The sequence below is a fragment of the Myxococcales bacterium genome, from assembly GCA_012517325.1.
Lineage (GTDB): Bacteria > Lernaellota > Lernaellaia > Lernaellales > Lernaellaceae > JAAYVF01.
Genome location: JAAYVF010000029.1, coordinates 38,275 through 52,245 on the forward strand (window position 1 = coordinate 38,275; position 13,971 = coordinate 52,245).

Consider the following 13,971-nt stretch of genomic DNA (forward strand, 5'->3'; position numbering starts at 1 on the left):
TACGCGGGCGTCAAGGCGTCGCACGGAACACGGCGGCCTCGCCCACCAGCAGCGTCCGCCCCGCTTCGGGGGCGATGTCCGGTCGCTGATCCTGCCAGATGATCCGGTCGGTCCGCACCGCCAGCTCCACCGCCGGACGGTCGTTGACGCGCGCGGGCAACGGGCCGGTCAGCCGGTATTGATCGGTGCGATCCGCCGACACCGCCGCCACCGGCTCGCCCTCGACCAGCAACCGCACCGTCAGCGCCGCGCCCCGGTACAGGTCGGTGTTGACGAAAACCAGCACGCTCGCCGTATCGGCGTCCGGCGGCTTCCGCAACCAGACGCCCGCTCCGTTGCTCGTCCATTGCCAGCCCTCCGCCGTGGGCAGCCACCGGCCGCGCAACCAGCGCTCCGGCGTGCGGTCGGCGCGAAAGTCGAGGCGGGTCGGCGCTTCCGCGGCGAGCCAGGCCGCGTATCGTGCGCGATCGGCGACGTACCGGCGAATCGCCGGTCGGCGCGCCGCAAATTCCGGCGGCGTGGTTTCGTACAAATGATCGGCCAGCCAAAGCGCCGCGTCGCTCATCACCGGCGTATCCGGAACGGGACTGGGCTCGAACCAAAGCCGATCGTAAGCCGCCGTCGTTCGCTCCAGTTGAGCCGCCGTGTCCGCCGGATCCTGTTTGAATCCGCGCCGGACGAATTCGCGGGGCGATGTCGCCAGCAACGAATCCTCGGGAAGCGGCCGAGACGCGTAATGGCGTAACTCGAAGGTCGCGCCCAGCACCACGTCGCCCGGCTCCAGCCGCGCGACCAGATCCCGCGCGACGCCGCGCCAATCGTCGCGGAAATAACGCGGATCGGCCCGGTGCTGCGCCAACGCCAAAACGGCCAGCGCCAACCAGAACCCCAGGCCGAGCCAGGACAGCGGATGATTGCGCCGGCCGGTGACGCCCAGGCCGAGCAGCATAGCCGCCGCGGGCAGCGTGACCAACAGGTATTTCGCCTCCGCGACCGGCGCCGCGAGGGACGCGAGGCTCAGCGCGACCGGCGGAACGAAAGCCCACCACACCAGGATCCGGCTTCTTTTTTCGCGCCACGCCAGACGCGCGCCGTTCAGCAACAACGCCAGCCCCGGTAAAGCCAGCGCGAAATACAACCATGGAAAGAGTCCGTCGTGCCGGTCGTAGATCCGGTCCAGAAATCCGGTGAAGGTCGTCTCCCGCCAGGGAATACCGCCGAACGACCAGATCGTCAGCCAATTCCAGAGCGGGTCGGCGTCGCCGCCCAGCAGCTTGATGGAAAAATTGCGGTGGACGAGCTGCCAGGCCAGCATCAGAAAACCGGGGATGAAACACAGCAAAGCCGGCCGGAAAATCCGCCGGTGAAGAACGCGCCGCGCCGCGTGATCCATGTTCCACGTACCGATGATTTGCGCGGCGACCAGATGCAGCACGAGGTAATCGGTATACAGGCCGGCCACCGTGACCGCGAGATAGCCGCCCCGAGCCCGCCGATCGCCGCCGGCCGCCGCGGGCAACAGCGCGAACGACAACAAACCCAGCAACACGGCCAGGGCGTGCGGCCGAAATTCGCCGGAGTAGTACACGTGGGCCGGCCAGAGCGCGCCGAGCCAGACGGCCGCGACGGCCGCGCGCGGGCCGAGCAGCCGCCGCGCGATCCGCCAGCCGACGAACAGCGAGGCGACGCCGCACAGCGCGGGCAGCAGCCGCAGCGTCGTTTCGCCGTGGCCGAGATACTGCCAGCAATGCGCCAGGAGATAAAACAGCGGCGGGTGCAGATCGGTCAGGACGATGGTGGCCAGCACCTTGGGCAGCGGCTTGGCGGCGACCAGCAGGGTCGCGATCTCGTCGCTCCACAGGCTCTGCCGCGACAGCGCGGTAAACCGGAAAAACGCGCCCGCCGCCAGGGCCAGCCCGACCGCGACGCGTTCGCGGTTCACTTCCGTTCCGTGATCAGGATCACGCTCGGCAGCGCGTAGGGGCAGGTCGCCGCCGGATCACTGAGCGCGAACTGATCCTCGCTGTTGCGATCCACCAGTTGGCCGTCGACCAGCATCCGCGCCCCTACCGTGCCGTCCAGGTTGACCGCGCGCGTACAGCCCAGTTCGCGCAGCAGCCGCGCCAGTTCATCGAGGTCCAGGCCGACGCTGTTTTGCGGGCTGTAGCCGTCCACCGCCACCGCGAGCAGCCGGTAATCCGGCGTGATGCCCCAGGCCAACCGCGGCAGCAGATTTCGCGCGGCGCGCGTCCGCGGCCCGAAAGCCGCCGGCGCGGCGAAACCGTCGAAATGATCCGCATCGAGATCGCCGTCCAGTTGCCCGTCGGTCAATAACGCCGGCCCGCCGGCGATGGCCGCGTCGAGCCGGTCGAGGCCGCGCATCGCGGGCATCTCGAAATAGACCCACTCGCCCGGTTCGACTTCGCCCAGCAGGCCCAGACCGGCCGAACCCGGGTGCGCCGCGATGACGATGCCGCCGAGGGGCGGCACGGCGGAGGCGTCGCGCTGCACCAAACCGACCTTGCGACCGACGACGGTCAGCACCAACGGCGCGGGCGGAATCGGTTTTTTGAATTGATCGGTGTAGACGCCGATCTCGCCGGGCAACAGGTGTTCGCTGTCGACCTTGCGCACGACGATGCCGGCCTTGCCCAGACGCAGGCGCAGGCCGATCGGCACGACGCGCCAGATGTCCACCAGGCCCGCCTCGTCCATCAACAGCGCGGTGCGCGAGGGGAACGGCGGCACGTGCACCTCGCCGTCGGCGATCAACAGGCCCACCGGTTCGCCCAGCCGCCGGATCGCCGCTTCGCCCTCGAGGCTCATCGCGAAGCCGCCGCCGGTGCCGTGAACCGCGCCCTGGGCCGCGGCGACCGCCGCCAGGTCGCGCTCCCGTTCGGGCAGCAGCGAGGTATTGACGATCTTCAGCCGCCACTTCTTCGGCGAGATTTCCAGGATGTTGGCGCGGAGCGGGCCGAAGCGAAACGGGCCGGTGATGACGCCGTGGCGCAATCCGCCCGCGTCCTTGCTCCACTTCACATCCTTGCTTTCCGGCCGTTTGGGCGCGTAGGGAAACGCGACCCGCGACCGTTCACGCATCATCAGGGAATAAAAATGATCGACGCAGTCCAGCACGTCGCGCGCCCGCCAGGGGCCCGGCTGGTCGATCCATTCGTCGATCTCGTCGAGAAACGCCGCCTTGAGCACCAGCATGGTTTCGTGGCGCGTGCTCTCGCGGATCAGCCGGTCGGCCAGATCCAGCAGCGCCAGCGCCCGGCGCTCGCACCAGGCGGCCAGGTTTTCGTGCGTATGCGAAATGAGCGAGGCGTATAGCTCGACCCGCATCCGCTCGGCGAGATTCTCGACTTCCTCGCGCAGCTTTTCGAAATCGGTGCTCTCGAGCAGCACGCTGATGCGATCGCCGTTCAGCCGCACCCGCGCTTCCGATTGCAACGTCTCCAGCGCCTGCCGGGCGAGCGGCCGCACGTCCTCACCGCGCAAAACCAGGCCCAACAGCGCGTTGCGCACCAGCTTCTCGCCGTGGTGCACCTCCGCGCCGTTGCTGGCCAGCCAGGCGCAGCGGCAAATCAGCCGAGTCAGGTCCGGGCGCTGCAATTTCGACTCCTTCTTGTCGGGCAGTGAGGAATATATTAATGGGTGGAGACAATGATGCAATCGGCGCGACGGATTTTTTTCGCGTTGCTGCTGGCGGCCGTGCTGGCCGGTCTGGCCGGCTGCGCGACCGCGCCGGTCATCCCCCGGCCCGCCGGATGGACCGAAACCGGCGACGCCAGTTGGTACGGCGAGGCGTTTCAAGGCCGCCAGACCGCCAGCGGCGAACCGTTCGACCAACGCAAGCTCACCGCGGCCCACCGCACCCTGCCCTTCGGAACCTACGTCGAGGTGACGCGCCTCGACAACGGCAAGCGGGTCGTGGTGCGCATCAACGATCGCGGCCCGTTCGTCGGCGGCCGGATCATCGACCTGTCCCGCGCCGCCGCCGAACGATTGGAGATGATTCGGGACGGCACGGCGAAAGTGCGCCTCCGCGTGCTGGAAAAACCCGGCGGACCGCCGTCGATCTGATCAATCGGGCCCGGCCGTCGGATCGCCGTCGGCATAGCCGTAGATCAATCGCGCGCCCTCATGGAACGGTTCGACCAGCGCCACGTTCTCGAAGGCGATGCCGCCCGGCACCGGGTTGGTGGTCTTCCAAAACACGAACCGGCCGTTGACCAGGCCGCGCAGGTCGGGCCGGACTTCCTCGCGCGGCACCCGGAAATATTGCGTCAGCCGCCGCGGGTGCGGATAGAAGCCGGGCCCTTCCCACGGTCGATCCTCGTCGGGCCGCGCCGCGAAAATCACATCGCCGGCGCGGTTCCTCGCCAGTTCGCGCAACGGAAAGAAAAACGGCTCGGCGAAACCGTTGCCCTGGTAATCGGGCCACATTTTTTTCGCGTTCATGATGCGATCGGCCAGGAGCAACTCGCGCAGGCGGGTGAGATTGCCGAAGGTCGAGGACAGCACGCACATTTTCAGCGGCGGGCAATCGGGTTCGGTGAAAAATTGGAACTCGATTTCTTGCGGCCGATCCGCGCGGAGGGTGGCTAGCAGATACACTCGCGCGCCGTTATGAAATTTTTCGTACCGCAATACGACCGCCAGCCGGCCGGCGCCGTTCGGAGTCGCCTGAATCCGGGCCGCCTCGGCCAGCGGCGGCGGCTGCCTTTTCGCCCATTCGTAAACCCGCTCATGGAAGTCGTGCGGGTAAGGATTAATGAGGATGCCCGGGCGGCCGTCGGTCGGGCTGTCTTCCAACTCGCTCATCCCGCGCTTGCCCCGCGGCGTCACCGGGCTGAGCGCGAAAAAATTGATGAAGTGGATGCGGCCGTTTTCCTCGTAGCCCACGCGGAGCAGCCCGCGCGGACCGCCCGCCGTCCGCGGCGCGAAGCCGACGATAGCCGGATGGATCCCCAGGACGATGCCGCTCCGAATGCCCCACAGGGGCGGATCGTCCGCGGTTTGCGGCGCGAAAAACGGCCCCCGTTCAGCCTGGATCGGCGGCGTCGGCTGAATGTATCGGCCACGGGGTGCCGTCGCGCAGCCGCCAAGGAAGACCGCAGGTAAAAAGATCCCGATTAAAAAGATAAGGAGCCCCCGCCGGTCGCGGCGCGGACTCCCTTGGTTTGTCGCCCGGATCATGCGACGCGGTCCCCGCTTATTGCGGGCACGCATCCTTCAGATAGTCCAGGTTGAATTCGTCGGCGAATTCCGTGCAACCCGGAATCTCGGGGATGTTGAAGTCCGACTCGGCCTTGATGACCAGCTCGAACTTCTTCACCGTCAGGTGCCACTGCAACAGCTCTTCGACGCTCGGGCACTGGCTGGTCGAACCGGTGAGCAGGCCCTCGATCAGACAAAGCCCGAACTTGTCCAGAATTTCCTTCCAGTTGGCGCCGTTGTCGAAATCGGCCATGCGATACAACGCTTTGTAGCCGATGCCGATCGAATAGGAATTGTTGATGGCATCGACCAAATTCGGCACGTTCTTGATCGACAGGTCGATCGTCTCGCCCGGTTTCACGATGAATTGGCCGTCCTCGTCGACCCGCGGGTCGGCGAAGGGGATCATCGCCGAGGCATCCCACGCTTCGGCCTTTTCGCCGTCGCCCAGGAAAAGTTGGAACTCGACCGGCACGCTGACCCAGACGTCGGTGTCGTTGCTGACCTTGAAATTCACCCCGACCTGGGTGACTTTCACGTAGTCGCGCACCGAATCGGCGATCTGCTCGTCGACCGCCACCGACAGCACGCCCGGCTGCAGGATTTCGATCGAGGCGTTGCGCAGCTTTTTCTCGACATCGTCGAAAAAGTCCTGAATGGCGCCTTCACTCGGTTGCAACCAGTCCGGGATGTCCTGATCGTCCAGCTCGCTCTGGATCGAATCGACCAGGCCGTCGAGGGTGACGTCGGTGGGGAAGATCGGGATGTCGATCGGCAAGAGCGGCAGGGTCGCCTGGCCCTTGATCTCGCCGTCCTCGACGGTGACGCCGTCGCCGCTGCCGCAGGAAATCATCAAGCCGATGAACATGGTCGCGAAAGTTAAAGCAATTAAGCCATAATAACTCTTTTTCATCGCCGTCCCTTTCCGGTTGTTTTCCCAACTAAATGGGAAAATAGTAGGACCGCTTACTGAAGTCAAATCGACTACCGCTTCAAAAGCCTATCGACGACCGCTTTGTGATGTGTTATAGGAATTACCGAATTGCTGAATGACTAGGGGTTATTATTCTCGACGCGTATAATTAGTATCCCGATAAACCAAAGGAGAGGACCATGAAGAGAACCCTGTTTGTGCTGTTGGCCTTGTCGATGATCACTATCTTCGCCGTGGGCACCGTCCACGCCTTCAAACTGCCGGGCGGCCTGCCGGGCGCCAGCAACCTGAAAAAGGAAGTCAAAAGCTTCAAATTGAGCGACCTGGACGCCGACCTAAAGGAATTCGAAGGCACCGATTTTGATCCGGCCAAAGCCGCTCCGGTCGCCTGCAACGTGTTCGGCGATGCCGACTACGACAAAGTGGCCGTGGGCCTGGCGAAGACCAACCTGTTCATCGGTTTCGCCAACAACGTGCTGAAAGACGCCAATGCCAAGATCGACGCCGCGACCAAGGCCGAAGATCTCGACGCGGCGAAAAAAGGCTTGGAAGCCGCGGCGGCCGCCGGCGGTAAAATGGTTCCGGAAATCTCCGCGATGGTTCCGGCGGCGACCTCGTTGATCACCAACCTGCCCGGCAAAGCCAAATCCGACCCGCTCGGCTACGGCGCCAACCTGGCGGACATGACCAAAGTCGCCAAGGACCTGCCGACCGCGGCCAAACAGCTGCCGACTACCGTCGACGAGCTGAAAAAGGCTATTGAAAAGCTGATCGCGAAGAAAAACACCTTCGTTCCGGCCAAATAAGACTGAGTGGCAATAGAAAGGGCGGGCTTCGGTCCGCCCTTTTTTATTGCGACACCCGTTTGAGCTTCACGCGATTTTGTTTATAATTGCGAAAATTTTTGCCGAATAAACGTCACGGAAAGAGACAGCGACAGGTTGACATCGTGAAAAAAAATAGACTGCTTCTAACCATCGCCGCCGCCGCGGTGCTGGGATGTGTTTCTTTTGCTTGCTTGTCCTGCACGGGAATGCGGACATCCTGGGCCGTGAAAAGTTTCGCCAAGGATGCGGGCGCCAACGTGGTGGAATATTACGATCCGCCGAAATCCGCCGCGGAGCATCTTTCCAACGAATTGAAGGCCGCGCTGGTAAAACAAGGCAGCCCCGCCGCCGCGCTGCAGAAAATCTACGAATCGCAAAACTATCAGTTCCGTTTCGTGACCAATGAGAAACTGACCGCGGATTATCAGGCCTTGCGGAAGTTGATCACCGAGGGCATCTGGCTCGAAGGCGTCGATCTGGCGCCCTATCAGATCGAAAAAATGGAGAACGAGGAAAAGAACCTGGGCGAAAGCCTGCAGCTCCTCGCCTCACTGGACGGTACGGCCTTGGATCAGGTCGAAAGCGCCTCGCTGCTCCAGGGAATCAAACAATCCTCGATCGACGATCTTTCGACCGACGGCATCATTAAATTCGCCACCCTTCCCGACAATAAAGGGAAATACCCGCAACTGCAGGAACTGCTGCAGAAAGCCCAAACCGCGGCGGAAAAACGAGACCAGGCTATCGTCACCCTCGAAGTCATCGCCGCCGACAATTTCGTCCGCCTCGCCGAGGAATACGGCACGTCGGCCGCCAAGCTGCCCGAAACCTGGGAACAGAGCAAAAACAAGGTGGCGGAAACGTTCAAAAGCCTGGAGCCGGTCACGCCCCATTACGCGCCGCTGGTCAAGGAACTGGCGCGGTTCCGCGAATTGGCGAAACAGCCGAAACTGCCGCCGATCAATCCGAAAGCCAGCGCGAAAATCGGCAGCCAAGGCGATCTGGTCAGTGAAATCCAAGCGCACCTGAAGCAGGAAGGCTATTGGGACGGCGCCCTGAACGGGAAATACGACGAAGCCTTGGCCGAGGCCGTCAAACGCTACCAGGCGGACCGGCAGGTCACCGAGGACGGCAAAGTCGAGCGGGTGACCATCGAACGGATGAACGTGCCGATGGCCGAACGCGTCAAACAAATCAAGCTCGCTCTGCATAAATTCCGCACTTCCGCGACCCGGGGCGGCGACTATTTCCTGCGCGTCAACGTGGCGGGACAGGAACTGGAAGTCTACGTTGAGGGCGGCAAGAAAATCGCCCGGCATCATCGCCTGGTGGTCGGCAATGTCGGCGCCAAGAATCATACGCCGCTTTTCTCGGATGAAGTCGAGGAAATCGTTTTCAACCCGCCGTGGATGGTGCCGCCGCGGATCATTCAGGACGAGATGCTGCCGCTGTTCCAGAAAGACCCCGAGTACTTCAAAAAAGAGGGGTATCTGGCAAAAATCACTTATAATCCGGATGGTTCGCTGAAAAAAATCCAATCCGTCACCCAACCAGCCGGCCCTTCCGCCGCTCTTGGCCGGGTAAAAATCAACTTCCCCAACAAAGACGATGTCTATCTGCACGACACACCGCTCAAGCACCTTTTCAAGCGGTCGGTCCGCGCTTTCAGCCATGGCTGCATGCGCCTGGAAAACCCGTTGGACCTGGCAAGATTCCTCTTGGAAAAGGATAAAAACCCGTATTTCGAAAAGGTCGACGACATTCTGGCCAAGCGCGCCACCTTCCCGGTGGAGCTGAAAACCAAGGTGCCGATCCACATCGAATACGTGACGGTTTCCACCAATGACCAGGGCAAAGCCGTGTTCTTTACCGATCCCTATAATTTGGACGCGGATGCCCTGGAAAAAATGCCCAGCGATTAACATAACCTATTGATATATAAAGACATATTCCTTCTTGACAGCTCCCGCCGGCGCCGCTAAGTTGGGTGTCTGGAAAATTCGCTTGCCGGGTTTTTCCTTTTCGGTTTTTGCGTGTCTATAAAAGCACGTACCCGAATCATGAATGCAGTGGGGTGAAATGCCGGGTAAAAACCTACGTCACTTTTTCTGGTTGACCTTGATCGGCCTGACGCTGATCTGGTTGGTGCCGATGGCCATCGCCATGGTGCCGGGTCCGATCGAGGAAGACGACGTGCCCCCGCTGCCCGACCCTGAACCGCTCTTCGCCCCCTCTCCCGTCGAAGTCCGCATGCCAACGCGCGTTCAATTGGGGAATTTCGCCACCTATCCGGAAGAAACTTACGCCCGGTGCATGTCGATCGGCCTGCCGAACCGTGGTGCCCTGCTCAACGGGGTCCTGTTCCCGCAAGAGACGCCGTTCTACCTCGCCGATCGGCCCCAAAGCCAATGGGCGACCCCGGAAACCGTCGACGGTTTGTTGTACGCGGCGCGTCAGGTCCAGGAAAAATACGGCCCGGGGCCGCGCTTGCTGTTGGGCGACATCAGCCAACCGCACGGCGGCCGCTTGCGCCACCACAGTTCGCACCAATCCGGCCGCGATGTCGATGTCAGCTTCTATTTCCGCGATGGTAACACGCGGTTTTTCAAAGATGCGCAAATCGAAAATATCGACATCAAGCGCACCTGGTCCTATATCGAGGCGCTCGTCGAAACCAACGCCGTGCAGTACATTTTCCTCGACTACAATCTGCAGGCGCTATTTTACAATTACGTCCGCGAACGCTTGCACTACCCGCAGGAATATTTGGAAAAGGTTTTCCAATACCCCGGCGGCGCCCGCGAGATGCAGGGCATCATCCGTCACGCCCGCGGTCACCGCAATCACCTGCACATCCGGTTCATCAGCCCGATCGCCATCGCCAACGCCCGCAACACCAACTTCGGCGACACGTACCTGACCGACCTGCAAAAGCAACTGCTGGAAAAGGAATCGATGACCGCCGGCGTGGTGATCGCTTCCTCCACGACGACCATCCAGAATTACAATGCCGCGCCCAAGGGCCGTCAGGCCTACCTCGGCACCCAAGGCCAATCCCTCGTCTACACGGTCCGCGACGGCGACACTCTATGGTCGATCGCCAAGCGGCACGGCATCACCGTGAATCAAATCCGGGCCTGGAACGGCCTGACTTCGCAAAGCCGACTGCGCATCGGCCAACAATTGACGATCTATCGATAAGCCGCTACGTTTTCCGCAATGAAATCCTATCGTCCGCCAGCCGTCCTGCTGACCGTCATGGCGTTGTTATGCCTCGCCGCCGCCGCCCGCGCCGAGTTGATCTACCCGTTGGCGGCGCCGCCGGTGATATCCGGAAATTTCGGCCAATATCGCCACGGGCATCCGCATAGCGGCCTGGACCTCTGGACCGGGTTGCGGATCGGCGTGCCGGTGCTGGCGGTGGACGACGGCGTCGTTTACCGGATCAAACAATCGTCCGCCGGTTACGGCCGGTCGCTTTATTTGCGGCTGGCCGACGGTCGGCAGGCGGTTTACGGCCACCTGGAAAGTTTCGCTCCGCGCCTCGCGCAGGTTCTGCCGCTGCCGGCCGCCGGCCTGATCCGCGCGGAAAAAGTGTTGTCGTCCGCCGAGGCCATTGCAGTCAAACGGGGCGAGGTCATCGGCTACGCGGGTGACGCCGGAACCGACGTACCGCATCTGCATTTCGAACTGCGTGACGCCGCCGGCACGCCGATCAACCCGTTGACCAACGGGTTCCCCTATCGCGACACGACGGCGCCGGTTTTCAACGCGCTGCACCTGCGCCCCTTGGAAGCGACCGCCCAGGTCAGCGGCGAACCGCGGGAACGGATTCTAACCTTCACGTCGGCCGGCGCCGGCGAATACCGCCTGCCGCCGGTCTGGCTTTCCGGACGCGTGGGGCTGGCGGTGGACGCCGCCGATCGGATCGACGGTTCGCCGCGGCGGCTGGCGCCCTACGAATTGCGGTTGACGATCGACGGCCGCCCGTATTTTCTTCAGCGGTTCGCCCAGACCAGCTACAGCATCCCTTACGCCAACGAACTCTGCTACGACGCGCGGCTGGTCGCCGAGCAGAAGGGCTACTTCATCCGCCTGTATCGCTGGCTGCAATCCACCTATTTCCAGGGCCCGAACGACAGCGGCGACTTGTCGGCCCTCGCGCCGGGACGCCACTCGGTCGAACTGACGGCCACCGATGAAAGCGGCAATCGGGCCCGGGCCGCCTTTGATCTGCTCATCGCGCCGGCCTGCACGATCAATCACCTGGATTGGCTCGGCACGCGCCAGACGCCGCGGCTGGATGTGCAGGCGCCCGGCTGTCGCGAGGTTCAGGTCGCCGTCGACGCGGCGCCGCTACCCGGCGCGAGTCGCCAGCCGGCCGACATCTTCCGCTTCGCGCTGACGCAATCTCCGGCGCCGGGTTCAACGGTCGAAGTAACGGCGCGGGGCGAGACGGGGCCGCCGGTTCAGGCGCGCTATTTCGCCCCGGGTCCGAATCGCGACCCGGTCGGCAAAGCCGACGTTTTATCGGCTCCGGCCATCGAGTGGGGCGATTCCTTCGCGCTGATCGGCGCCGACATCACGCGTCCGGACGCCGGCCTACCGCGAGTGGCGGTCACCTTCGAACCCGGTTCGCAACTCGTGCCGACCAGCCAATGGCGGCTTTACCGCAACGGCGACCGCTTGACGCTGGTCATCCCCCAGCCGTCGCGATTCAAACAATCCATCCGGGTGCGGTTTCGCTGGTCCGATCGGCGCGGTGACTGCACGGAACAGGAAATCAGCTTTCCCTTCAATGTGGCGCGCAACTCCGGCTACCTGACCGCCGGCGATCAAGCCGTCCGGCTGGAAATCCCCGCCGACGCCCTCTTTCGCGAAGTGCCGTTGACGATCGCCGAAGCAAACCCGTCGGCGCCCGACTGGGGACGCCTGGCCGGCAAGGCTTACTCTTTCTCGGCGGCCTGGGAGCCGCTGAAAAAGGATCTGGTCGCGCATTTCCGCCTGGCGGGAGAAACGCGCGGTCGCAATCTCGGCGCGTATTTGTTCGACCGCGGCACGTGGTGGTATCTGGGTTCGCCCGCCCGCGCCAAGCTGCCGATGTTCGGCACCATTGCGTTGCTGCAGGATTTGGAAGCGCCGCGGATCGAGCAATACGACGTCGGCTCCGGCGAACAACCGGTGATCAAAATCATCGCGACCGATCGCGGCAGCGGCATCGATAACAAGCGGATCGGCGTTTCCCTGGACGGGCGCGACCAACCTTTCGAATATTGGCCGCTGAAAGATCAGCTCCTCGTCCGCCTGGGCGGACCGCTCGCGCCCGGCGCCCATCGGTTGCAGGTCGAGCTGCGGGATCGCTCCGGCAATCCGGCGGTTTTTTCCTCGAATTTCACGAAGTGACGGCGTTTACCGTTTTCGGCCGACGGGAATCTTCAGTTTCATGCCGACGCGGAGCGCCTTGGCGCTGACGCGATTGTGGCGTTGAATCGCCGCGACCGAGGTGTGATACCGGCGGGCGATGGACCCGAGCGTATCGCCCTTTTTGACGCGGTAGACGATGAACCCGGCCGAGGTTTCCGGCGACTTCAATTTGGCGAGTTGCTGGGGTTCGACGTAGAGCTGTCCCGGTTGCAAATCGGCCAGTTTTTTCGCGACTTCCTCGGCTTTTTCATCAGGCACGTTGATTTTGTATTTCGGTTGATCCGGCGGGGTGTGCGTTCCGAGCAGTTCCGGGTTGATCCCCTTGAGTTCCTCGTAAGAAATGCCCACGAAATCGGCGAAAGTCTTCAGTTCGACCACGCCCGTCAGTTCGATCTGGGCGATCGCCAACTGCGGTTCGGGAGTCAGGTAGAGTCCGTAGGTTTCCGGTTCGCGGGCGATGAGCACCGAGGCGAAAAATTTCGGCACGTAAGCCGTGGTTTCCGCCGGCAGGGAAAGGTTCCAGAAGCTCCGCGAGCCCGAGGCGTTGAGTGCCCGGGCGACGCAATTCTCGCCGCAGTTGTAACCGGCCAGCGCCAGCGCCCAATCGTTGAAATTGTTATGCAGGTCTTTCAGATACCGCGCCGCCGCGCGGGTCGATTTGATCGGATCGCGCCGTTCGTCCACCCATTCGTTGATGGTCAATCCGTAATTGCGGCCGGTCGAACCGATGAACTGCCAGATGCCGCAAGCCGCCGCCGGGCTGTAGGCGTAAGGCGAATAGCCGCTTTCGATGATCGGCAGATAGGCTAGATCCTCCGGTAGGCCTTCTTCTTTCAGAACCGCCTTGATCATCGGTAAATACCGGTGGGCGCGGGAAAGATACCGTTCCATGCTCGAACGGCCGGTCACCAGATAATAGGACAGCCAGGTTTCGACCTGGGCGTTGTAGTCGATGCCGATCAGTTTCTGCTCGGGCGGCATCGGCGCGAAACGTCCGGTCAGCCGGCCGATGCGCACCTGGGAGAGGCAAACCTCGAAAAACAGCGAGTCCAGCCGTTTGGCCGTCGCTTCATCCGCCGCCCGGTCGATCGGCTCCATCAACATGCGGATCAACCGGTTGTTCAAGGCGAAAGCCTCGGGATATTTTTCCGCTTGGGTCAGTTCGACGCTCTCGATGAACAGCTTGTGGGCTTCTTCGTAAAGAATTGCCGGGTTGACCGGCGGTATGGATGTCTGCGTCTGCGCATCATAGCCCGGCTTTTTCTTGGCCTCGGCCGCAGCGGCGTTTTGCTCTTCCCCGCCGGTGTTCGGACGTGCGCCGAACGTGGCGCAACCGGCGCCGAACCAGAGAAACGACAGTGCCAGCAGCATACAGATGTATCGACGGGTCAACCAACTCTCCTTTAAAACGCTAAAAGGCTTCGCATTTTCTCATAAAAAAGATGAAAAATGAAGCGGATAATCATGGGGTAATGGGCGGTACTGGATTCGAACCAGCGACTTCCACCGTGTGAGGATGGCACTCTACCGCTGAGTTAACCGCCCAAAAACAACGGCCTTATA

Annotated in this window: 10 protein-coding genes and 1 tRNA gene; 5 read left to right on the top strand and 6 right to left on the bottom strand. The window is 62.5% G+C overall.

The window, feature by feature from the left end:
• Positions 1–10: 10 nt before the first annotated feature.
• Complete coding sequence (locus GX444_06245; GenBank protein ID NLH48188.1) at positions 11–1,942, bottom strand: hypothetical protein; 1,932 nt, start codon at positions 1,940–1,942, stop codon at positions 11–13.
• Complete coding sequence (locus tag GX444_06250) at positions 1,939–3,615, bottom strand: phosphodiester glycosidase family protein (protein ID NLH48189.1); 1,677 nt, start codon at positions 3,613–3,615, stop codon at positions 1,939–1,941. Before GX444_06250 ends, GX444_06245 begins: the two co-directional genes overlap by 4 nt.
• 54 nt (positions 3,616–3,669) lie before the next feature.
• Here GX444_06250 and GX444_06255 point away from each other — a divergent pair, with 54 nt between their 5' ends.
• Positions 3,670–4,086 (top strand): septal ring lytic transglycosylase RlpA family protein, encoded by a 417-nt coding sequence (locus tag GX444_06255; GenBank protein NLH48190.1) that lies wholly within the window; start codon positions 3,670–3,672, stop codon positions 4,084–4,086.
• On the opposite strand, the gene GX444_06260 is transcribed toward GX444_06255, so the two are convergent.
• Both GX444_06260 and GX444_06265 read right to left on the bottom strand, forming a co-directional pair.
• Positions 4,087–5,202, bottom strand: a complete 1,116-nt coding sequence (locus GX444_06260; GenBank protein NLH48191.1) for a hypothetical protein — start codon at positions 5,200–5,202, stop codon at positions 4,087–4,089. It lies immediately after the preceding gene.
• 16 nt (positions 5,203–5,218) lie between these two features.
• Positions 5,219–6,136, bottom strand: coding sequence for a hypothetical protein (locus tag GX444_06265; GenBank protein NLH48192.1), 918 nt, complete (start codon positions 6,134–6,136; stop codon positions 5,219–5,221).
• 200 nt (positions 6,137–6,336) lie between these two features.
• On the opposite strand from GX444_06265, the gene GX444_06270 reads away from it, so the two are divergent.
• From GX444_06270 to GX444_06285, 4 genes are all read left to right on the top strand, one after another.
• On the top strand, positions 6,337–6,963 hold the full coding sequence (locus tag GX444_06270) for a hypothetical protein (GenBank protein ID NLH48193.1): 627 nt from the start codon (positions 6,337–6,339) through the stop codon (positions 6,961–6,963).
• Positions 6,964–7,106: 143 nt separating this feature from the next.
• The gene (locus GX444_06275; protein ID NLH48194.1) at positions 7,107–8,906 is read left to right on the top strand and encodes a L,D-transpeptidase family protein; all 1,800 of its coding nucleotides are present in this window, start codon (positions 7,107–7,109) and stop codon (positions 8,904–8,906) included.
• Positions 8,907–9,048: 142 nt separating this feature from the next.
• Entirely contained in the window at positions 9,049–10,185 is a 1,137-nt protein-coding gene (locus GX444_06280) for a LysM peptidoglycan-binding domain-containing protein (protein NLH48195.1), read from the top strand.
• Positions 10,186–10,203: 18 nt separating this feature from the next.
• Positions 10,204–12,387 (top strand): M23 family metallopeptidase, encoded by a 2,184-nt coding sequence (locus GX444_06285; protein ID NLH48196.1) that lies wholly within the window; start codon positions 10,204–10,206, stop codon positions 12,385–12,387.
• Between the two features lie 6 nt (positions 12,388–12,393).
• Here GX444_06285 and GX444_06290 read toward each other — a convergent pair whose 3' ends face one another.
• Both GX444_06290 and GX444_06295 read right to left on the bottom strand, forming a co-directional pair.
• The gene (locus GX444_06290) at positions 12,394–13,800 is read right to left on the bottom strand and encodes a transglycosylase SLT domain-containing protein (protein ID NLH48197.1); all 1,407 of its coding nucleotides are present in this window, start codon (positions 13,798–13,800) and stop codon (positions 12,394–12,396) included.
• A gap of 81 nt (positions 13,801–13,881) precedes the next feature.
• Positions 13,882–13,953 (bottom strand) — tRNA-Val (locus GX444_06295).
• Positions 13,954–13,971: the final 18 nt, after the last annotated feature.